This is a genomic window from Micromonospora costi, from assembly GCF_003626655.1.
In the GTDB taxonomy this organism is placed as follows: domain Bacteria; phylum Actinomycetota; class Actinomycetes; order Mycobacteriales; family Micromonosporaceae; genus Micromonospora; species Micromonospora costi.
In genome coordinates, this window is the sequence record NZ_RBAN01000001.1 from 2,303,108 (window position 1) to 2,324,137 (window position 21,030).

At 73.3% G+C, this 21,030-nt stretch carries 20 protein-coding genes and 1 pseudogene; 7 read left to right on the forward strand and 14 right to left on the reverse strand.

Annotated elements, in window-relative coordinates; genetic code table 11:
- Positions 1–188 precede the first annotated feature (188 nt).
- Positions 189–1,088 (reverse strand): hypothetical protein, encoded by a 900-nt coding sequence (locus tag D7193_RS33395; protein WP_158674788.1) that lies wholly within the window; start codon positions 1,086–1,088, stop codon positions 189–191.
- A 220-nt stretch (positions 1,089–1,308) separates the two neighbouring features.
- Between D7193_RS33395 and D7193_RS10520 the strand changes: the two genes are divergently transcribed.
- Positions 1,309–1,833, forward strand: coding sequence for an SRPBCC family protein (locus D7193_RS10520; RefSeq protein ID WP_120779070.1), 525 nt, complete (start codon positions 1,309–1,311; stop codon positions 1,831–1,833).
- Position 1,834: 1 nt separating this feature from the next.
- Here D7193_RS10520 and D7193_RS10525 read toward each other — a convergent pair whose 3' ends face one another.
- Together D7193_RS10525 and D7193_RS10530 are read right to left on the reverse strand one after the other, a co-directional pair.
- Entirely contained in the window at positions 1,835–2,542 is a 708-nt protein-coding gene (locus D7193_RS10525) for a DUF2786 domain-containing protein (protein WP_120779071.1), read from the reverse strand.
- A 39-nt stretch (positions 2,543–2,581) separates the two neighbouring features.
- Positions 2,582–2,971, reverse strand: coding sequence for a hypothetical protein (locus D7193_RS10530; protein WP_120779072.1), 390 nt, complete (start codon positions 2,969–2,971; stop codon positions 2,582–2,584).
- Positions 2,972–3,137: 166 nt separating this feature from the next.
- Between D7193_RS10530 and D7193_RS10535 the strand changes: the two genes are divergently transcribed.
- Complete coding sequence (locus tag D7193_RS10535) at positions 3,138–4,487, forward strand: ABC transporter substrate-binding protein (protein ID WP_120779073.1); 1,350 nt, start codon at positions 3,138–3,140, stop codon at positions 4,485–4,487.
- A gap of 97 nt (positions 4,488–4,584) precedes the next feature.
- Here D7193_RS10535 and D7193_RS10540 read toward each other — a convergent pair whose 3' ends face one another.
- Positions 4,585–5,328 carry an enoyl-CoA hydratase/isomerase family protein gene (locus D7193_RS10540; protein WP_174242573.1) on the reverse strand — a complete coding sequence of 248 codons (744 nt, stop codon included), beginning with the start codon at positions 5,326–5,328 and terminating at the stop codon, positions 4,585–4,587.
- Positions 5,325–6,182, reverse strand: coding sequence for a 3-hydroxyacyl-CoA dehydrogenase family protein (locus tag D7193_RS10545; protein WP_120779075.1), 858 nt, complete (start codon positions 6,180–6,182; stop codon positions 5,325–5,327). Before D7193_RS10545 ends, D7193_RS10540 begins: the two co-directional genes overlap by 4 nt.
- A gap of 166 nt (positions 6,183–6,348) precedes the next feature.
- Between D7193_RS10545 and D7193_RS10550 the strand changes: the two genes are divergently transcribed.
- A complete protein-coding gene (locus D7193_RS10550) occupies positions 6,349–6,636 on the forward strand; it encodes a hypothetical protein (protein WP_120779076.1) in 288 nt (95 codons plus the stop codon).
- 194 nt (positions 6,637–6,830) lie between these two features.
- Entirely contained in the window at positions 6,831–7,220 is a 390-nt protein-coding gene (locus D7193_RS10555) for a PPOX class F420-dependent oxidoreductase (RefSeq protein ID WP_120779077.1), read from the forward strand.
- 55 nt (positions 7,221–7,275) lie between these two features.
- On the opposite strand, the gene D7193_RS10560 is transcribed toward D7193_RS10555, so the two are convergent.
- Together D7193_RS10560 and D7193_RS10565 are read right to left on the reverse strand one after the other, a co-directional pair.
- Positions 7,276–7,485 carry a BldC family transcriptional regulator gene (locus tag D7193_RS10560; protein ID WP_007073996.1) on the reverse strand — a complete coding sequence of 70 codons (210 nt, stop codon included), beginning with the start codon at positions 7,483–7,485 and terminating at the stop codon, positions 7,276–7,278.
- A 250-nt stretch (positions 7,486–7,735) separates the two neighbouring features.
- Positions 7,736–8,575, reverse strand: a complete 840-nt coding sequence (locus D7193_RS10565; protein ID WP_120779078.1) for a DUF8083 family protein — start codon at positions 8,573–8,575, stop codon at positions 7,736–7,738.
- Between the two features lie 172 nt (positions 8,576–8,747).
- Here D7193_RS10565 and D7193_RS10570 point away from each other — a divergent pair, with 172 nt between their 5' ends.
- Positions 8,748–9,830 (forward strand): Glu/Leu/Phe/Val family dehydrogenase, encoded by a 1,083-nt coding sequence (locus D7193_RS10570; protein ID WP_120779079.1) that lies wholly within the window; start codon positions 8,748–8,750, stop codon positions 9,828–9,830.
- 305 nt (positions 9,831–10,135) lie between these two features.
- Positions 10,136–10,351, forward strand: coding sequence for a DUF3073 domain-containing protein (locus D7193_RS10575; RefSeq protein ID WP_120779080.1), 216 nt, complete (start codon positions 10,136–10,138; stop codon positions 10,349–10,351).
- A gap of 136 nt (positions 10,352–10,487) precedes the next feature.
- On the opposite strand, the gene amcA is transcribed toward D7193_RS10575, so the two are convergent.
- The 5 genes from amcA to D7193_RS10600 all read right to left on the reverse strand — a co-directional run bounded on the left by amcA (position 10,488) and on the right by D7193_RS10600 (position 15,208).
- Positions 10,488–10,724 (reverse strand): multiple cyclophane-containing RiPP AmcA, encoded by a 237-nt coding sequence (gene amcA / locus D7193_RS10580; protein WP_120779081.1) that lies wholly within the window; start codon positions 10,722–10,724, stop codon positions 10,488–10,490.
- Positions 10,693–11,796, reverse strand: coding sequence for a cyclophane-forming radical SAM peptide maturase AmcB (amcB, locus tag D7193_RS10585; RefSeq protein WP_338324085.1), 1,104 nt, complete (start codon positions 11,794–11,796; stop codon positions 10,693–10,695). The genes amcA and amcB overlap by 32 nt, the downstream gene beginning before the upstream one ends.
- Positions 11,797–11,926: 130 nt before the next feature.
- Positions 11,927–13,081, reverse strand: a complete 1,155-nt coding sequence (gene purM, locus D7193_RS10590; protein WP_120779083.1) for a phosphoribosylformylglycinamidine cyclo-ligase — start codon at positions 13,079–13,081, stop codon at positions 11,927–11,929.
- Between the two features lie 62 nt (positions 13,082–13,143).
- Entirely contained in the window at positions 13,144–14,685 is a 1,542-nt protein-coding gene (purF, locus tag D7193_RS10595) for an amidophosphoribosyltransferase (RefSeq protein ID WP_120779084.1), read from the reverse strand.
- 169 nt (positions 14,686–14,854) lie between these two features.
- Entirely contained in the window at positions 14,855–15,208 is a 354-nt protein-coding gene (locus D7193_RS10600; RefSeq protein ID WP_120779085.1) for a sterol carrier family protein, read from the reverse strand.
- A gap of 112 nt (positions 15,209–15,320) precedes the next feature.
- Between D7193_RS10600 and D7193_RS10605 the strand changes: the two are divergent.
- Positions 15,321–17,386 (forward strand): annotated as a pseudogene (locus D7193_RS10605) (carboxypeptidase-like regulatory domain-containing protein); the annotation flags it as partial.
- Between the two features lie 123 nt (positions 17,387–17,509).
- Here D7193_RS10605 and D7193_RS10610 read toward each other — a convergent pair.
- Together D7193_RS10610 and purL are read right to left on the reverse strand one after the other, a co-directional pair.
- Positions 17,510–18,268, reverse strand: a complete 759-nt coding sequence (locus D7193_RS10610; RefSeq protein ID WP_120779086.1) for a 2-phosphosulfolactate phosphatase — start codon at positions 18,266–18,268, stop codon at positions 17,510–17,512.
- Positions 18,269–18,272: 4 nt separating this feature from the next.
- Complete coding sequence (purL, locus tag D7193_RS10615; protein WP_241562876.1) at positions 18,273–21,023, reverse strand: phosphoribosylformylglycinamidine synthase subunit PurL; 2,751 nt, start codon at positions 21,021–21,023, stop codon at positions 18,273–18,275.
- Positions 21,024–21,030: the final 7 nt, after the last annotated feature.

The following is a 21,030-nucleotide window of genomic DNA, read 5'->3' on the forward strand; positions in this document are numbered from 1 at the left end:
ACTCAGAGGCATATTTATGCCTCTGAGTCATCAGGCTCAGCGAGAGAGATCCCCTGGCGGCCTCCGGCGGGTACCGCCCCGGTTCGGCCGAGCTGCCGGCCCCACAGGCAACCCTTCCGTGGCCCGTGATCGGGCCGTAGCCCGTGATCGGCTCGGCGTCGGGGGCGCTGGGCCGCGCCACCCGGATGTCAGCCCTTCGACTGCGGCCCGTGCTGCGTCATCCCGGCCCGGATCACGTCCCACACGCTCCGGCCGGCCTGCCGCAGCACCTCCCCGGCCTGCCCGGCGAGGTCCGCAGGATTAGGCATCGGCCAGCCGGGCCCGCCGCCCTCCTGCTGACCGGCCTGCTGCTGGCCGCCCTTCTGTCCACCGCCCGCCGGCTGACCGGCCTGCGGCTGACCGCCCGCCGGCTGACCGGCCTTCTGCTCACCGGGCTGCTGCCGCCCACCGCCCGGCTGGGCCTGACCGCCCGGCTGTTCCCCACCCTTGGCGATCGCGCCAGGCCCGCTCCACTCGGCCCGTGCGGTCACCGAACCGATGTCCCGGCCGAGCCGGTCCACCATGCCGCCCAGCCGTTCGCTGCTGCCGCTGATGCGCTGGGCGGCCCGGCCCACGTCGCTGGCGGCGCCGGTCGCGTTCCGGGCCACCGACTCGATGACCTGCGGGTTCTGGTCGATGGTTTCGAGAGCCCGGTCCAGGATCTCCGCGAGCCGCTCCAGCCGCACCTTCAGCAGCGCCTCCGCCTGCACGCCGCTGATGTCCAGCTCGACGGCGTCCAGGCGCACGTGGACACCGGCGTCCAGTTGGATCAGATTGGCCAGCCGGGCGCGGAGGGACAGGTCGACGTCCAGCCCGTCCACGGCCAGCCGGATCGACTCGACCCGCAGGTCCGGCACGTCCAGCAGGACGTCCGGTTCCCCGCCCCGCCGCTCCCCCTCGGCCGGCCACCGGCCCTCGCGTACGTGCCGTTCCGGCGCGGCGTCCCGGCCGTGCTGAGCCGGACCCTCCCGGCTTTCCCGGTCCTCGCCCGGCTGTTCCAGCCCGTGGCCCGGCCGTCCGCGCCCGCCCGACTCGCTACCGCTGCCCATCTGCCCCGCTCCCGGCTCGGCTGGCCCGGCTCGCGCCGGCCACGACCGGGCGCGCTTACCCGAATCGCCGCACCCCATCCCTTACCACCAACCGCCGGGTTGCCGCGGAACAGCGGGGACGGGCGGGCCTCGCCGGCCGGGGAAGCCGGGCACCATCTGTCCGGAACCGGGCAGCTCGGCCCGCTGCACATCGAGGCATCAGCCGGTATGGTCCGGGCCTATGGGACAGGAGATGGCGGATCCGGCCGACATCCGGCAGGACGTCGAGCAGTTCTCCCTGCGGTGCAGCCTCCTCGTCTCCGCACCCACCGAGCGGGCCTTCGCGGTCTTCACCGGTGCGCTCACCGACTGGTGGGTGAGGGAGTACACGTGGTCCGGCCCGGAGGCGCTGGCCGAGCTGGGCATGGAGCCACGGGCCGGCGGCATGCTCTACGAGATCGGTCCCTACGGCTTCCGCTCCGACTGGGGCCGGGTGCTCACCTGGGACCCGCCCCGCCGGCTGGTCTTCACCTGGCAGATCGGTCCGGACCGGGTGCCGGTGCCGGATCCGGCGCGGGCCAGCGAGGTCGAAGCGGTGTTCCTGCCCGAGGCGGCGGAGCAGACCCGAGTGGAACTGGAACACCGCCACTTCGACCGGCACGGCGACGCGGCCGAGGGCTACCGGCAGGCGCTCACCGCCGGCTGGCACGAACTCCTCTCCCGGTACGTCGCCACGCTCGACGGCCACCGCCCGCCGCTGAACTGAGTCAGCGACCGAGGCCGCGCTCGGGTCCCGTCCCCGTGCCCACGACCGGACCGCCCAGATCGGCTCGACGCCCGGCGTCGGCCCCGGAGGCGAACCCGGTGCCGGCGAGCCGCCGCCGGGGCGCCGCCCGCAGGCGCGGGTAGACCTCCGCGAGCCGCCGCTGGACCCGGTCGGACCGGTCCGCCAGGACGAGGGCCACGCCCGGTTCGCCCGCACCGCTCGCCGCCTGCGCCTCGGCGGCCCGCAGCCGCGCCCCGATCACCTGCGCGAACCCGGCCAGCCAGGAACGGCGGAAGGCGCCCGGCTGCTCGCCGGGCGGCACCGGCGTACCGGCCAGCCCGTGCGCGGCCTGCACCAGCAGCGAGGTGAAGAGCACGTCGACCCGTTCCAGGTCGCTCGCGAAACCGAACAGGTGCATGGCGAAGCCGCTGCCGTGCCGCCGGCGTACGCACCGGCAGCGCATCGGGTCGGCGACGGCCGCGAGCAGGCCGGCCTTGTCCCGGGCGTACGGGGCCACCACCTCCACCACCCGGTCGCCCACCGGGTCGGTGGCCGGGTCCCGGGCGGCGAGCAGCGCCCTGTCCACGCCGTAGCGGGCGATCAGCTCGGTGGCCTTGGCGGTGAACGCCGCGGACTCGGCGGGCGTGCAGGCCGGGTCCTCCGCCTGGGCGAGCAGCTTGCGGACCTTGCTGAGCATGGCCTGGGACATGCCACCAGAGCTATCACACGCCGCCGTCGCCGGCCGGCGTCAGTCGCGGCGACTGCGCAGCGTGGCGACCGTCGAACCGGCGAGGGTGAGCAGGCAGTCCGGGAGCAGGCCGTCGGCCGCCGCCGCGCCGAACAGCGCCTGCCCGGTGTCGGCGTCGCGGTTGGCGTACGCGCTCACGAACCGCGCCACCCAGCGAGCGTCGTAGCCCGCCTCCTCGATGCCGGGAAAGTCGAGCGCGCACGACCCCGGCGGGCCCGGGTCGCCCACCATGGTGGCGGCCAGGCACCATGCCACCCCGTATGCCCCGGCCAGGCCGGACCGGTCGACCACCTCGTCGAACCTGCCCACCACGGCGTCCCCGTCACCGGCCAGCGCCGACCGGAGCACGGCGGTCGCGTCGTCGAATGTCTGCTGTGGCAGGTCCGTCACGCACCGCACAGTAGGCGGGCTGGTCAAGCGTCGATCGGCGACCGCGACGGCGATTACTCAGCGTGACCGATGCGGGCGACCTGCGGAGTGTGCCGGCTCCACGGTCCCGCGCACGGCGGCGGCACGCTATCGTGCCCAGCGGACCTTCGCCGATGGAAGGACGACCATGCTCGTATCACGCGGCTCGCGGGTGGCCACCCTGGCCGCCTGCGCCACGTTCCTGCTCGCCACCAGCGCCTGCGGGACTGACAAGCCCGAGGAGACGACCGCCCAACAGGCGCGCCTCTACGGGACCGACGGCAACATGCTCAACACCTTCCCCGCGGAGCTGAAGGATCGTGCCGACCTCGTCGACGGCATGAAGGGCACGACGCCGTTGACGCCGCTGCCCGAGGACTTCAAGAATCGGCTACGGTCCGTCGATCCGAAGCTGACCGACTACCTCTACGCGGCCGAGACGTACGACGCCGTCGCCATCAGCGCGCTCGCCGCGCAGCTGGCCGGCAGCACCGATCCCGCGGCGATCGCCCGGCAGATCGTCGGTGTGACGAACGGCGGCCAGCGCTGCGAGGACATGGCGACCTGCCTGAGCCTGGCCCGGAACGGGCAGGACATCGAGTACCGCAGTGTCTCGCTGACCCGCGCCGGGTTCACCGACGCCGGCGAGCCGGCCACCGCGAGCTACGCGACCCTGCACTTCGACGGTCAGCAGATCAACGACGCGAAGACCGAGTTCGTGGGTGCCGGCGAGGAGAACGCCGCGAGCACCAAGACGCCGCCGAAGGGTCGGAAGCAGCCCACCGGCGCCGCCGACCGCGAGGACGGCTCGCCGCTGGTCATCGGCGGGCTGCTGCCCAAGACCGGTGACCTGGCGCTGGCGTACCCGCCGATGGCCGCCGCGGCCGGGCTGGCGATCAAGGAGATCAACGCCGCCGGTGGCGTGCTCGGCGACCCGGTGACCTGGATCGACGGCGACGACGGCACCAGCCCCACGGTGGCGAAGGCGACCGTGGCCAGCCACATCGAGGCCGGGGTGGACGTCATCATCGGCGCCGGCGGTTCGGGCATCTCCCTGGAGGTGCTGCCGGACGTGGTGAAGGCGGGCCGGATCCTCTTCTCCCCGTCGAACACCGACGACGGCCTGACCACGGCCGAGGACAAGGGCCTCTACTTCCGCACCGCGCCGCCGGACAGCCTCCAGGGGCGGGCGCTGGCCGACGTGATCCTCCGCGACGGGTCGCAGCGCATCGCGATCGTCGCCCGCAAGGACTCGTACGGTGAGGGCCTCCAGGCGGTGGTGAAGGCCGAGCTGGAGAAGGCCGGCATCACCACCGACCGGCTCAAGCTGCTCACGTACGACCCGCCGGAGGCACCGAGCGACCCGCCGGTGAACTTCAGCGACGGCGCCACGCAGATCAAGGACTTCGGCGCCGACGCCGTGCTGGTGATCGGCTTCGCCGAGTCGGCACAGGTGATCCGGGCGCTCGCGGACGCCGGGGTGCAGATCCGGCACTGAGCCGATCCGAACGACGCACGACCGCACGGCGACGGCCGCACCGGGGACACCGGTGCGGCCGTCGCCGTTCTCCGTGCGGGTCCGGCGGGCGCCCGGCTCAGCGGGCGCGCCGCCGGTCGAGAAACTCGGTCATCCGGCGGTGCTTCTCCTCGTCCTCGAAGAGCACCGCCTGGCTCACCAGGTCGAGCTGGGGGTGAGCGGCGGCCGGGGCGTCCACGGCGAGCTTGGTCAGCCGCAGCGCCAGCGCCGACCCCTTGGCCATCTCGTCGAGCAGCCCGTGTGCGGCCGGCAGCAGCTCCTCCGGCTCGGCCACCACGCGGTTCACGAGCCCGATCCGCAGGGCCTCCGCGGCGTCCACCCGCCGGCCGGTGAAGAGCAGCTCCTTGGCCCGGGCCTCACCGATCAGGGCGGGAAGCCGGTGGGTCGCGCCGGCGCCGGCCAGGATGCCCAACCGCACCTCGGGCTGGCCGAAGACCGCCCGCTGGGTGCAGACGCGCAGGTCGCAGGCGTACGCCAGCTCGGCGCCGCCGCCGAGCGCGGGGCCGTCCACGGCCGCGACGCTGGGCATGGGCAGCGCCCGGATCCGGGCGAACGCGGCCGAGTTGATGGCGGCGAGCGCGTCCAGCCGCCCGCGCTCGCGGAGCTGGCCGATGTCGGCGCCACCGGCGAAGATGCCGTCCGCCCCGCCGGTGAGCAGCAGCAGCCGGGGCCGGGCCTCCAGCTCGGCGCAGACCGCGTGCAGCTCGCCGATGAGGTCGGCGTCGATCGCGTTGCGCTTCTCCGGCCGGTCGAGCGTGACCACGAGCCGGTCCGGGTGCTCCTCGACCCGCAGCCCGCTCACGACCGCACCCCGTCCGTCCACGTGTAGAAGCCCCGCCCGGACTTCTTGCCCAGCCGCCCGGCGGCCACCATCTCCTCGAGCAGCGGCGGCGGCGCGAAACGGTCCCCGTACGCGGCCTGGAGGGTGCGGGCGATGTCCAGCCGGACGTCCAGCCCCACGAGGTCGGTGAGTTCCAGCGGGCCCACCGGGTGCCGGTAGCCGAGCACCATGGCCTTGTCGATGTCGGCGGGGCTGGCCACCCCGTCGGCCACCATCCGGATCGCCTCCAGCCCGAGCGTGACGCCGAGCCGGGAGGTGGCGAAGCCCGGCATGTCGCGTACGACGACGGGGTCCTTGCCGAGCCGGCCGGCGAGCGCGACGGCCGCGGCGGTGGTCTCCTCGGCGGTGGCCGGGCCGACCACGATCTCCAGCAGGGCCATCGCCCAGACCGGGTTGAAGAAGTGCAGCCCCAGGAAGCGGTCCGGCCGCTCCAGGCCGGCGGCCAGCTCGCCGATCGGGATGCTGGACGTGTTGCTGCCCAGCAGCGTCGGGATCAGGGCCTCGGCGTCGCGCAGCACGGCCCGCTTGAGGTCGAGCCGTTCCGGCACCGCCTCCACCACTACGTCCGGCCCCTCGGCGACGTCGGCCAGCGCGGCGCGCAGCGTCACCCGCTCGCGGTTGGCCGCGGCCTCGTCGGCGGTCAGCTTGCCGCGTCCCACGGCCCGGTCCCACAGTTCGCCCAGCCGGGTCAGGGCCGCGGTGCCCCGGGCCGGATCCACCTCCACCACCTCGACGGCGTGGCCGGCGCCCGCCGCCACGTACGCGATGCCGAGCCCCATCGTGCCGGCCCCGACGACCACGAACCGATCGCTCACCACGCCTCCCCGCTGCGCCCGGCGGCGTCACGGGGGTCGCCCGTGCCCGACGGTCCGCTCCACTCGGTCATGGTGCGACCCTAAGAGCCCCCGGCGGCGCGACCATGCGTGGGGGCGCTGCGGATCGGGTACAGACGGCGGTCAACCGAGGGAAGGACCAGTCGAGATGAGCCAGGCACCGGACAGCTCCCCCGGCGCGGAGACGGTGGAGACCCGCGGCGACGAGCGGGTCGACCTGCTGCGTGCGGACACCAACAACGACGGCCGGACGGACGTGTGGGTGGTGGACACCGACGGCGACGGCAAGGCCGACCTGTTCCAGTTCGACACCGACCACGACGGCAAGGTGGACGTCACGATGGTCGACCTCGACGAGGACGGGACGCCGGACGAGGTGATCGACGGCGACGGCGGGCTGCCGCCCGAGCAGCTTCCGCCGACCGTGCAGGTCTGAGCCGCTGCTCCGGCGCCCCCCGACGGAGGGGCGCCGGAGCGGGGCAGCTCCACATCGGCCCGCGCGACGGCCCCCGGCAGATCGCCCCTTCCGGCGTTCCCGCAGCTCACCGGCCGGATCTTCGTTCGCGCCACGCCGGTGCCGGGTTCGCGCTACTGGCCGGTCAGTCAGCGTTCCGGCCGTATCCTGGCGGCGTGACCACGCTGGATCGCCTGTCGGCGGAGAAGTACCTGCTCCTCACGACCTTCCGCAGGGACGGTCGCGCGGTGCCGACCCCCGTCTGGGCGGTGCGGGACGGCGACGGGCTGGCGGTGTGGACGGCGGCGGACTCGGGGAAGGTGAAGCGGATCCGGAACAACGGCGAGGTGACCGTCGCGCCCTGCGACGTGCGGGGTCGACCGCACGGCGCCCCGGTGCCGGCCCACGCGGCGCTGTACGACCTGGCCGGCAGCCGCCGGATCCGGGGGTTGATCAAACACAAGTACCGGGTGTTCGGCCGGCTCACGCTGCTCGGCAGCCGGCTGCGCCGGGGCGAGGGCGGCACGGTCGGCATCCGGATCACGTTGACGGAGGGCCGGACATGAAAAAGGACGGCGGACCGAAGCCCACCGCCCTGATTCCTGAATACGTGGTGCCGGCTCAGTCCCCCTGGCGCTGCTGGGGGATCTGCCCCTGCAGCAGGGCCCTGACCTCCGACTCGCGGTACCGGCGGTGACCGCCGAGGGTGCGGATGGCGGACAGCTTGCCCGCCTTGGCCCACCGGGTCACCGTCTTCGGGTCGACACGGAACATCGACGCCACCTCGGCCGGTGTGAGTAGCGGCTCTGGTTCGTGCGTTCGCGATGCCATCGGTCACTCCTCCACATGTATAGACATCGGCCGGGGTCCCGCCGGCCGACGCGTCTCCCATGGTCCGGCTAGTCCCCGATGTCCGACATGGGCCGAACGGCCGAACGTCCCTAGACGGACGGATGAACCATGCCCGATTTATGCGACTTTTACACGGCAGAAAGTACCTTATTCGGACTCATGATCACGGTTCGTGAAGCGTCGACTACGAGCGACCCTCACCTTGGGAGCGCTCGCTGAACCAAATGTCCTAGTTGCAGCGTTCCAGCAACTGCACGGCCCGCCAGCGCGCCACGAGCTTGTCGTACGCGGCCGACGCCTCCTCGGCCTCGCCCTTGGACAGGCCGGCCAGACCCGTCGCGACCAGCTCGGGCGAGTCGTCCGCGGCGAGCGTCTCGTCAGGCAGCAACTCGACCAGGCCGCCGTAGTCCAGTTCCACGACCGAACGCGGGTGGAACTCCTCCAGCCAGCGGGCGGCCTCCTCGACCGCCTCGGTGATCGGGGCCTCGCCGACGGACTTGCGCAGCACCGACAGCGCCCGCGAGGAGCGGCGCCGGGCCTTCGAGATCTCCGTCCGGTAGCGCAGCGACCGGCGGCCCGGCCGGGTCACCAGGTCCCGCTCCTCCGGATCGAAGAGCACGAACCAGCGCAGCGGGACACCCCACGTGGCGATCTGCTCGTGCACCCGGGGCACGCCGTGCTCCAGGACCCGGGCGCCGCTGCGCCAGTCGTCCACCACCGCCTTGGCCTGGCCGGCGAGCACCGGCGGCACGAACGCGTCGGCGAGCACCGAGGGCACGCCGTCCCGGGCGCTCAGGGCCGCCTCGGCGACCCGGATCCGCAGGTTCCACGGGCACACCAGCAGCGTGTCGTCCGTCTCCAGGACGTACGCCTCCTCGGGCAGGTCCGGCAGGCGCGTCCAGCCGGCGCCGAGCGCCTCGATCACCGCCGTCCGCTGCCGGCCGGGCCCCTCCACCGGGGCGACGGCCCGCCCCTCGGACACGTAGCGCCGCCAGTACGACTGGCGGTCCCGGTCGAAGGCGGTCAGCGGCTCGTACACGCGCAGGTATGAAGCGAAGAGCGACGGCACGGCGCGATCCTCCCACGAACGACGCCCGGTCGCCGCCAGCGCCCGCCAGCACGCGTGCCGTGGTCGCCGGCCCCGCGGCGGCCGATATTAGGCTCAACGTCACCGGCAGCATCCCCGCCGGCGTCCATCAGGTCCGCGTCCCACAAGGACACACCGACACCAGGAGCCAGTCATGGGCGTATTCGCCAGCACCGACGACCCGGGATCCACCGGCCACGAACAGGTCGTCTTCTGCCAGGACAAGCAGAGCGGCCTCAAGGCGATCATCGGGATCTACTCCACCGCGCTGGGGCCGGCGCTCGGCGGGACCCGCTTCTACCCGTACGACAGCGAGGAGGCGGCCCTCGCCGACGTGCTCGACCTGTCCCGGGGGATGGCGTACAAGAACGCGCTCGCCGGGCTGGACCTGGGCGGCGGCAAAGCGGTCATCTGGGGTGACCCGGAGCAGATCAAGACCGAGGCGCTGCTGCGGGCGTACGGCCGCTTCGTCGAGTCGCTGGCCGGCCGCTACTACACCGCCTGCGACGTCGGCACCTACGTGCCGGACATGGACGTGATCGCCCGCGAGACCCGCTACGTGACGGGCCGCAGCGTGGAGCACGGCGGCGCCGGGGACTCCTCGATCCTCACCGCCTGGGGCGTGTTCCAGGGCATGCGGGCCGCCGCCGAGCACGTCTGGGGCGTCCCGACGCTGCACGGCCGGCGGGTCGGCGTGGCCGGGCTCGGCAAGGTCGGCAAGTACCTGGTGGGCCACCTGCTCGACGACGGCGCGGAGGTCGTGGCCACCGACGTCAACCCGCGGGCGCTGGAGTGGGCGCGCACCACCCACCCGCAGGTCACCCTGGTCGACGACGCCGCGCTGCTGGTCGCCTCGGACATCGACGTGTACGCCCCCTGCGCCCTCGGCGGCGCGCTGAACGACGACACCGTGCCCGCGCTGCAGGCGAAGGTGGTGGCCGGCGCCGCCAACAACCAGCTGGCCCACCCCGGCATCGAGAAGCTGCTCGCCGACCGCGGCATCCTCTACGCCCCGGACTACGTGGTGAACGCCGGCGGTGTGATCCAGGTCGCCGACGAGATCGAGGGCTTCAACTTCGAGCGCGCCAAGCTGCGCGCCACCCGGATCTACGACACCACCCGGGAGATCCTCCAGCTCGCCGACGCCGAGGGCGTCCCGCCCGCGGTGGCGGCGGACCGGCTGGCCGAGCGCCGGATGGCCGACGTCGGCCGCCTGCGCACCATCCACCTGCGCTGATCCCCCAACCCGGGAGCGGACCCCACGGATCCGCTCCCGGGGCCACCCGTGGCGGCGGCGGGCCGTTAAGCTGGGCGTGGGGTCAGTTCGTGCCGTTTCGTCCGGTGTCATGGGCGGTCACGGTTCCGCTCCTTACCGGGTACACTGGGTGACGGCCGGACCATCGCGACGCGCGGTGGCGGCTGACGGTAACCCGAGGTGCCGAACGGTGGCATCCCCATGTACCGTAAGAGCCACGAGAGATGCCTGACGTCATCGGGGCCCGCCTTCGGGCTGCCCCGCATTCTGTGCGAGGGGGTCGAGCCATGGGGCGCGGCCGTGCTAAGGCCAAGCAGACAAAGGTGGCCCGGGAGTTGAAGTACCACTCCCCGAACACCGACCTCGCCGCCTTGCAGCGAGAACTCGGCGGAGGCGGCAAGTCGAGCCACGACTTCGACGACGACTACAAAGAGTATGTCGACGACGATGACGAGGACCACGCGGACGACGACCCGGACACCTGGGTCCGTCCCACCCGCTGACCCCGGTCACATCTGAGCACGCGGGTGAGCCCCGCGTGCTCACGCATGTGGCCGCCGAAAGCGGCCTGCCGATTGATGGTCAGGGGCCCTGCCAGGCGCCACGCGCCGGAGGGCCCCTGATCCGGATGCCGCAGGGTCAGCGCGGCCGATTGTTCCAGTTGTAGAACGTCGGGATGTTCTCGAAGTGGTTCCAGGCGCAGACCGCGCCGTCGCCACTCCCGCCCGCCACCTCCGCCCGGAGCCGTCGCGCGGCCTCGGCCTCGCGCAACAGTGCGACGAGCCCCGGGGCGGCGTCCCGCACCCTCTCGGCGATCACGGTCGGGCCCGCGATCTCCGCGCGCTCAGGCTGCCGGTGACTGGTGGTCTCGGGCATGCTCCAACACTCCCTCCAATAGGCGGATCTTGCTGTTGCGGCAGTGCTCGGTCTCCGTACCGTCGAAACGCCCCAGCTCGAAGTAGCGGTTGGCGGCGTGGCCGCCACCACAGAAGCCGAAGTACGGGCACCGGGAACGGCACGCCTCGACCCCGTCGAGGTACTCGCCCACCCACGGTGTGCCGGCCGCGCCGGCCAGGATCTCCGCGAGCGGGCTCTCCAGCACGTTGCCGCTGCTGAAGTCGCCGTACCTCGGGTCGGTGAAGCCGGCCAGCTCCGGGGACAGCACGGTGACCGAGCCGTCGTGCCCGATCGTGGGGATCGGGTCGAGCTGCCGGGGCAGCACGTCGTCCGCCACGCCGTCCAGGACCGCCGCGGCGTACCGCAACGACCACTCGACCTCCCGCAGGTGGATCCGGGGGTCGCGGCGCCACGCCGCCACCAGCTCCGCCCAGAACGCGGTCACGTCGGCCGGGGGGTGTGCGTTGTCGCGCGTGTTGACGCCCTCGGTCTCCTCGATGTTGACGCCGAGCACGTCGCAGCCCAGGTCGAGGAAGTAGTCGTACAGCTCGGTGGCGAGCCCGGGCGCGGGCCGGGAGACGACGGCGAGCGCCGAGAACGGCAGCCCTCGCCGGCGCAGCGCCGCCACCCCGCGCACGATCCGGTCGTACGCCGGGCGCCCGCCCCTCGTCACCCGGTCGCCGTTGCGCTCCCGCGGCCCGTCCACACTCACGCTCACGCGCATCCGGTGCTCGGCGAAGAAGTCGCACCACGCGTCGTCGATGAGCGTGGCGTTGGTCTGCACGTGGTGCTCCACCTCGGGCCCGAACGGCGCCAGCAGGGCGGCCAGGTGGTCCCGGCCGGCCGCGAGGGGCTCACCGCCGTGCCACACCACCGAGAACCGGCCGGCCGCCGCCCACACGTTCGCCGAGGCGGCCACCGCCTCGGCGACCGGCACCGGCATCCGCCGGTCGGCCGCCCGCAGCGGCAGGTAGCAGTACGCGCAGTCGAGGTTGCAGAGGGTGGTGGGCTGCATCACGACGTACGACGGAACGGTGGCCACGCCACGCATCCCGTTGAACGACTGTCCCCGAGCAGCCATTGCCCTCCCTTGCCGCGCCTGAGGGTGCCCTTCAGGCTAGGCGGCATTGGCTACTCGGGTGAACCCCCGATCAGGTGCTCGTATGATCAGCAGAGCGTGATCAGCCGCGCGTGTGCTGGCCGATCATCTGAACGTTCCCGGAGCCCTCGATGATCTCGCCGGCCTGCCACGCCTCGACGCCCCGGCCGGTGAGCGTGGCCAGCGCGCGGTCCGCGTCCTCCGGGGAGACGATGGCGAACATGCCGACGCCCATGTTGAACGTCGCCTCCATCTCCGGGTCCTCGATCCGGCCCTTGGACTGGATGAGGTCGAAGACCGGCTGCGGACGCCAGGTGGAGCGGTTGACCACGGCGTCGACGTGCTCGGGCAGGATCCGCACCAGGTTGCCGGGGATGCCGCCGCCCGTCACGTGGGCCAGCGCCCGCACCTCGGCCTCGGCGATCAGCTTGAGGCAGTCCTGCGCGTAGATCTTCGTGGGGGTGAGCAGTTCCTCGCCCAGGGTGCGCTGCCGGCCGAAGTCGTCGATCACCACGTCGAGCCGCATCCGACCCGCGCCGAGCAGCACGTGCCGCACCAGCGAGTAGCCGTTGGAGTGCAGACCCGAGGAGCGCATGGCGATCACCACGTCGCCCACCTCGACCCGCTCGGGGCTGAGGATCTCGCTCTCCTCGACCACGCCGACGCCGGTGGCCGAGATGTCGTACTCGTCGGGGCGCAGCACGCCCGGGTGCTCGGCCGTCTCACCGCCGAGCAGCGCGCAGCCCGCGTACCGGCAGCCGTCCGCGATACCGGCGCCGATCTCGGCCACCTTGTCCGGCACGACCTCGCCGGTCGCGATGTAGTCGAGCAGGAACAGCGGCTCCGCGCCGCAGGCGACCAGGTCGTCGACGACCATCGCCACCAGGTCGATGCCGACCGTGTCGTGGATGTCCATCTGCTGGGCGATCACCAGCTTCGTGCCGACGCCGTCGGTCGAGGACGCGAGGATCGGGTTCTTGTACTTCTGCGTGTCGAGCCGGAAGAGGCCGGCGAAGCCGCCCAGGTCGCCGAGCACCTCCGGACGCCGGGTCTGCCGCACCTTCGACTTGAGCAGCTCGACCGCGCGGTCGCCCGCCTCGATGGACACACCCGCGTCGGCGTACGAGACCGAGCGTTTGCGCGCCTGGCGGCTGGTGCCGGCCGTCCAGGGCTGGCGGTCGCCGCCGGCTCCGGTCGGGCTGGTTCCTGCGCCGCTGCGCTCGGACACGTGCGTCACGGTTCTCCCCTTTGTGGTTCTCGGGTGCGGCGCCGGAGGTGACCGGGCCGGCCCGGGCGGTGCTACGGGCGGTGGACGGTCGCGCCGCCCGGAGTGGCGACGAGAGGGAGGTTGCTGCGCTCCGGGGCGTCCGGGGCGCTGGTGGCGACCCGCCGGCCCACCCCCTCGAGCACGTGCTTGCCGATCAGGTTGCCCTCCGGCAGCTCGATGGGGTACTCCCCATCGAAACACGCGCGGCAGAGCCGGGTCTTCGGCTGCTCGGTCGCGGCGATCAGGCCGGACAGTGAGACGTAGCCCAGCGTGTCGGCGCCGATCGAGCGCCGGACGCCCTCGTTGTCGAGCCCGTTGGCGAGCAGTTCCGCCCGGGTGGCGAAGTCGATGCCGTAGAAGCACGGCCACTTGACCGGCGGCGACGAGATCCGGACGTGCACCTCGAGGGCGCCCGCCTCACGCAGCATCCGCACGATGGCCCGCTGCGTGTTGCCGCGCACGATCGAGTCGTCGACCACGACGATCCGCTTGCCGCGCACGTTCTCCCGCAGCGGGTTGAGCTTGAGTCGGATACCGAGCTGGCGCAGGGTCTGCGACGGCTGGATGAAGGTGCGCCCGACGTACGGGTTCTTCATGAGGCCGGCGCCGTAGGTGATGCCGGACTCCTCGGCGTAGCCGATCGCGGCCGGGGTGCCGGACTCCGGCACCGGGATGACCAGGTCGGCCTCGACCGGGTGCTCCTTGGCGAGCTGGCGACCGATCTGCACCCGGGCGGCGTGCACGTTCCGGCCGGCGATCGTGGCGTCCGGGCGGGCCACGTAGACGTACTCGAACAGGCAGCCCTTCGGCTCCGGCACGGCGAACCGCGTGGAGCGCAGGCCGTCCTCGTCGATCGCGATGAGCTCACCCGGCTCGACCTCGCGGACCACGCTGGCGCCCACGATGTCGAGCGCCGCGGTCTCGCTGGCCACCACCCAGCCACGCTCCAGCCGGCCGAGCACCAGCGGGCGTACGCCGTGCGCGTCCCGGGCCGCGTAGAGCGTCGACTCGTCCATGAAGACGAAGCTGAACGCGCCGCGCAGCCGCGGCAGCACCTCCAGCGCGGCCGCCTCCACGGAGAGATCCGGCCGGCTGGCCAGCAGCATCGTCACCAGGGACGTGTCGTTGGTCGAACCGTCGGCCGAGAGGCCCCGCTCGGCGACCTCGCGCTGAAGCTCGGCCGTGTTGACCAGGTTGCCGTTGTGGGCGAGCGCGATGGTCGTGCCGGCGCTGGTCGACCGGAGGGTCGGCTGGGCGTTCTCCCAGGTCGAGCCGCCGGTCGTGGAGTAGCGGGCGTGCCCGATCGCCACGTGCCCGCGCAGGCTCGCCAGGGTCGGCTCGTCGAACACCTGGGCGACGAGGCCCAGGTCCTTGTAGACCACCACGCCCGAGCCGTCGCTCACCGCGATGCCGGCCGCCTCCTGGCCCCGGTGCTGGAGTGCGTAGAGACCGAAGTAGGTCAGATTGGCGACCTCCTCCCCCGGGGCCCAGACTCCGAAGACGCCACACGCGTCCTGGGGGCCGGGTCGTTGGGGGTCAAGGTCGTGGCTCAGCCGGCCGTCGCCTCGGGGCACCTGCCTGCTCCAATGCTGGGTCTGGACTGGCCGGGCGAACCACGGGGTCGGGATTCGCGCTCCTCGGCCGGGACCACTGTTGTCGCCTGACAGTGTACGCGAATCGCCGTCAATACAGAAAGTCACGATCCGCGTGCAGGTAGTCACCGGGGTGGGTTCGTACCCGCAGCTAGAGCGGAAGGTGCTCGGAGAGGTCGGCCCGGATCCCGCTCACCCGTACGCGACCCTCCGTGACCGCCTGCGCCCAGTCCAGGCGTCCCACGGCCACCGCCAGCCACGTCTGCGGGTCCATCTCCACCACATTCGGCGGCGTGCCACGGGTGTGTCGGGGACCGGGGATGCACTGGACCGCGCCGTATGGTGGGACACGCACCTCCACCGATCGGCCGGGGGCGCGCTCCGCGAGGACGGCCAACAGCGTCCGGACCGCCTCCCGGAGGACCGGCCGATCGGGCGTACGCCCCTCGTCGAGCGCCGACAACGCGGCCGCGACAGCGGCGGACTTTACGTGCGGAGAGGACACGACGGGACGATACGACCCGAGATGCCGGGGTCGGACACCGGCCCTGGGTCGCGCAGGGACAGCCGGACAAGGCATAGTTGCCGACGGCGTATTCGAACCGTAATCATCCCCGGCCCGGCGCGAGGAAGCCGGTGAGGGAAGTCAGCCCGGAAGGCGGTGGACGTGTCAACACACCGACGTGCCTGGAAGCAGCGGGCCGGTGTGGTCGTAGCGCTGGTTGCCGGCGCCCTGCTCGCCCTCCCCGCCACACCAGCCGCGGCCGCGAAGATCACCTCCGCTGGGGACTCGGTCACTCTCGATGCGGGCCGTAGCGCCTCCGTGCAGGTCGAGATCACCCCGGACAACGACGAGAAGTCCGCCCGAATCAGCGTCACCGGCCTTCCGCAGGGAGTCAGCTGCACCGGAGGCTGCGGCACCGTCGAGTTCGAGGACGGGCTGCCCGGCGTGCAGAGGCCGGCGAGGGTCACGCTGACGCTGTCGGCGAACGGGAACGCGCCGGCCGCGAACAACACGCAGGCGTCGATCCGCGTCGAGGGCGACTCGTCCGACTCCAGCAACCTCAGGGTGACCGTCAAGGCGGCTGAGGCGCCTCCGTCGCCGCAGGTGCAGACCGTGCGGTCAGTCTCCGGCAAGGTGGTCGTCCAGGCCAATGGCAAGGCGGTTCCGAACGCCTACGTCATGCTCCAGGACGGCAGCGGCAAGCGGTTCGAGACCACGAGTGACGGCAGCGGCAACTTCCGCTTCACCGGCACCACCGACAAGCCGATCGTTCCCGGGCAACTCGCCCTGGGCGCGAGCTTCGACAACATCACCAACACCAAGAGCTTCAACGCGAGCGCCGGTCAGGCCATCACGGGCCAGCGGATCAGCCTCGCCATCAAGGTCGAGGTGACGCCGAGCCCCACCCCGTCGGCCTCCGAGGAGGCGCTGCCCAGCGAGGAGCCGACGGAGGAGGAGACCACCGAGGAGACGCCGGAGGCGACCGAGGGCGCGCCGGCCAACGCCTCGAACGAGGACTCGGGCGGCGGCTTCGGCTCGTACCTCATCATCCTGCTCGGCGGCCTGCTCGTGGCCGCCGGCGTGGGCACCATCGTGCTGCTCTGGATGAAGCGCAAGGAGAACCCGGACGACGCCGACGGCGCGGTCGCGGGCGACGGTCCCGCCGGCCCGGCCGGGCCGGTGCCGGGGGCCCGTGGCGCGTTCCGCGGTGCGGACGACCAGACCCGGGTGGTCAACCGGGCCGGCGTCGGGGCGGACCCGACGATGGTCGGTGGCGCCGCGCTGAGCGAGGCACCCACGATGATGCACCGCCCGGTGGTCGACGACGTTCCGCCCGACCCGTACGGCGCCCCCGCGCAGCCGTACGGCGCCGGCGCCGCTGCGGGCGGCGGCTGGGGCGGCAACGGCTACGGTGACGAGCCGGCCGGCTACGGCGGCTACGGCAACTCCCCGTCCTCCGGCGGCGGCTACGGCGGTGCCGACGGCGGCTACGGGAACGCGCCGGGATCGGGCGGCGGCTACGGTGCCGGCGACGGCGGCTACGGCGCCACTCCTTCCTCCGGCGGCGGCTACGGCGCCACCCCCTCCTCCGGCGGCGGCTACGGCGGCACCCCGCCCGCTGACGGGGGCTACGGCGGCCGCGACTACGGCGCCGGCTACGGCGGCGAGCAGCGCTACGACGAGCCGACCGGCCGGTACACCGGAGACAGCACGCAGTACCCGGCGCCGGCCGACCCGTACGCGACCGGCCTCTACCAGCAGGACCAGGGCCAGGGCTACGGCCAGTCGGAGCCCGCGCCGTACGGCCGCGGGTCCGAGCCGACCGGTGGCTACGGTCAGGGCGGCTACGACCAGGGCGGCGGGTACGGCCAGCAGGGTGGCTACGGCCAGGAGCCGCCCACCCAGCGCGGCGGCTACGACGACCGGGGCTACGACCAGGGTGCCGGCTACGGCGACCAGGGCGGCTACGGCGGCCAGCAGGGCGGTTACGGTCAGGAGCCGTCGACCCAGCGGGGTGGCTACGGCCAGGAGCCGCCCACCCAGCGCGGCGGCTACGACGACCGGGGCTACGACCAGGCCGGCGGCTACGGCGACCAGGGTGGCTACGGCGGCCGGGGCCGTGACGGCGCCGGGCAGCAGGACCGCGGCACCCGCCGGCTGGACTGGCTGGACGACTGACCCGGCGGCACCGCCGCCGACCGCACCACGTACGAGAAGGGGCCGCCCGGGATAACCGGGCGGCCCCTTCTCGTCGTGCTGCAGTGGGACCTGCGTGCCGGGCTCGCCAGCCCGACGAGGGCGTCAGGCGGCGGAGAAGACGCCCTGGTACAGGAGCGGCACCACGTCCGAGACGTCGAGCTGCACGGCGACGTCCACGTCCCCCGCGAAGCCACCCTCGACGAGTTCCCGGCCGGAGACGCTGCCCCGGACAGCGGCCGGCACGTCCGGCGTGCTGGCCAGCGCGGCGAGCGCCATGGCCGCCTCGACGGAGAGCCCGCCCGGTGCGCCGGCGGCGAGCGCGTCGAGCACACTCGCCGCGCCCAGCTGGTCCTCGACCGACGGGCGCAGCGACCCGTCCGGCCACCGTTCCCCGGCGGCGATGACGCCGATCGGCGCGTCCGTCGAGCCGTACCCCTGGCGGAGCAGCCATTGCCCGACGGCGCGGGCGTTGCGCAGGCAGGCCGCCACCACCGGCAGGCCGGTGGCGCTGGCCGCCGCGCTGATCGCCGAGCCGTTGGGCGAGGGGAGGACCAGGTCGGTCACGACGGGGGCGGCGTTCAGGGCCGCCGGCGAGAGCGACCACGGCTGCTCCGGGGTCGTCCGGCGGCGGCCCACGGCGACGGTCGCGCCGACCCGCTGCGCGTAGTCGGCGGCCTGCTCGCCCCACGGGAACGGGTGCACCCGCATGCCCCGGCTCACCGCGACCTCGACGGCGGTGGTGAACGAGAGCACGTCCACCACCACCAGCGCGGCGCAGACCCGGCCGAGTTCGGCCGCGCCCGCCAGCCCCCAGTCGAACCGGGCGCCGGAGCCGGGTTGGGCGTATACGGCCGCGGCCAACGCCTCAGCGCTCGTCAGGCGCCGACGGCTGCTCGGTGTCACCGGATCGGGGCTCGGTCGGCCCGTCGCCCTCGGCCGCGGGAGCGACCGCCTCGTCCGGTGCCTGCGTGGCCGGCTCGTCCGCCGGCGTGACCGGCTCGACCGGGCCGGCCGGTGCGATCGGGCCAGCCGAGGCGATCGGCTCCGACTCGACGCTCTCCGGGTCCACCGGCGCCACCTCGGCCGACGGCTCCTCGACCGGCAGCGGGACGGCCTCGACGGCGCCCGCCACGCCGGCCGCGGGAGCCGGCACCTCGACCAGCTCCGCGCCGCCGAACAGCCGCGGCAGGGTGCCGGTGTGGGCGGTACGCAGCTCGTCCAGGCCGATCCGGAACTGCCCGTGCACCTCCAGCGCACCGCCGGCCGGGTCGGTGACCCCGATCAGCTCGAACGGCACGCCGCGCTCCGCGCAGAGCGCCGTGAACGCCTTCTCGTGACCGCGCGGCACCGACACCAGCACGCGGCCCGCGGACTCGCTGAACAGGTACACGAACGGCATCGAGCCGCCCGCGAACTGCTCCGGCACCGCGATCCGGGCGCCGACGCCGCGGCGCAGGCACGACTCCACCAGGCTCTGCGCGAGGCCGCCGTCGGAGAGGTCGTGCGCCGAGCTGAGGTGGCCCACGCGGGCCGCCGCCGCCAGCAGGTCGGCGAGCGCCTTCTCGCGGGCGAGGTCGACCTGCGGCGGGATGCCGCCCAGGTGCTCGTGCGTCACCCAGGCCCACTCGGAGCCGGAGAGCTCGACGTGCGTCTCGCCCAGCAGGAAGAGCTGGTCGTGGTCGCCGTTGGGCCGCGGCACGAAGCCCATCGGCACCCGGTCGGCCACGTTGTCGAGCACGCCCAGCACGCCGACGACCGGGGTCGGGTGGATCGCGGCGGCACCGGTCTGGTTGTAGAAACTCACGTTGCCGCCGGTCACCGGGATGCCCAGCTCGGCGCAGCCGTCCGCGAGACCGCGTACGGCCTCGGCGAACTGCCACATCACGCCCGGGTCCTCCGGCGAGCCGAAGTTCAGGCAGTTGGTGACCGCGATCGGGGTCGCGCCGGTGACGGCCACGTTCCGGTACGCCTCGGCGAGGGCCAGCTTGGTGCCGTGGTACGGGTCGAGCCGGGCGTACCGGCCGTTGCCGTCCACGGAGAGCGCCACGCCGAGACCGGTCCGCTCGTCGATCCGGATCACGCCGGAGTCCTCCGGCTGGGCGAGCACGGTGTTGCCCAGCACGTACCGGTCGTACTGCTCGGTGACCCAGGTCTTGTCGGCCAGGTTCGGCGAGGCGATCATGCGCAGCACGGTCTCCCGCAGGGCCTCCGGGTCGGCGGGACGCGGCAGCGTCTCGGCCCGGTCGGCCTGGAGCAGGATCAGGTCGGCCGGCTCGCGCATCGGGCGGGCGTAGACCGGACCGTCGTCGACCAGCGAGCCCGGCGGCACGTCGACCACGAGGTGGTCCCGCCAGGTGATGACGAGGCGGCCCGGCCGGCCGTCCGGGGCCGGCGGGGTGACCTCGCCGATCGGGGTGGCGAGCACGCCCCACTTCTCGGCGGTCTTGAGCACCGCCTCCAGCTTGTCGGGGGCGACGACCAGGAGCATCCGCTCCTGGGACTCGCTGGCCAGGATCTCGTGCGGCTCCATGGACGGCTCGCGCAGCGGCACCCGCTCGAGCCAGACCCGCATGCCCGTGCCGGCCGCCGCGGCGGTCTCAGTGAGCGCACAGGTGAGCCCGGCGCCGCCGAGGTCCTGGATGCCGACCACCAGTTCGGCGTCGTACAGCTCCAGGCAGGCCTCGATGAGCAGCTTCTCGGTGAACGGGTCACCCACCTGCACCGACGGGCGGCGCTGCTCGCTGCCCTCGTCGAAGGTGGCGCTGGCCAGCACCGACACACCGCCGATGCCGTCCCGGCCGGTCTTGGCGCCCATCAGCACCACGACGTTGCCGGGGCCGGCGGCCTCCTTCTTCTGCAGCCGGTTCACCGGCAGCACACCGAGGCAGAGCGCGTTGACCAGCGGGTTGCCCTGGTAGGTGGGGTCGAAGACGACCTCGCCACCGATGTTGGGCAGGCCGAGGCAGTTGCCGTAGCCGCCGACGCCGGCCACCACGCCGGGCAGCACCCGGGCGGTGTCGGGGTGGTCGGCGGCACCGAACCGCAGCGGGTCCATCACGGCGACCGGGCGGGCGCCCATCGCGAGGATGTCCCGGACGATGCCGCCGACGCCGGTGGCCGCACCCTGGTACGGCTCGACGAAGCTCGGGTGGTTGTGGGACTCGACCTTGAAGGTGACGGCGAGGTCGTCGGAGACCCGCACCACGCCCGCGTTCTCACCGATGCCGGCGAGGAGCCGGTCGCTCGGCGGCGCCTTCTCGCCGAACTGCCGCAGGTGCACCTTGCTGGACTTGTAGGAGCAGTGCTCGCTCCACATGATCGAGTACATGCCCAGCTCGGCCTGGGTGGGCCGCCGGCCGAGGATCTGCCGGATGCGGTCGTACTCGTCGTCCCGAAGGCCCAGTTCGGGGTACGGCTGGAGCTCGCCGGGCGTGCCGGCGGCGCGCGGCACGGTGTCCACGCCGTCGATCCAGGTCTCGCCCGCCTGCTCGGCGGGGCGGGCCGGCTGCGCCGGAGCGGCGGGCGCGGCGGCGGCCGGGCCTGACTCCGCCGGCTGCGGCGGGGCGGCCGGGAAGGCCTCCGGTGTCTCCCTTACCGGGTCCGGATGGGTGGTCATGACCTCT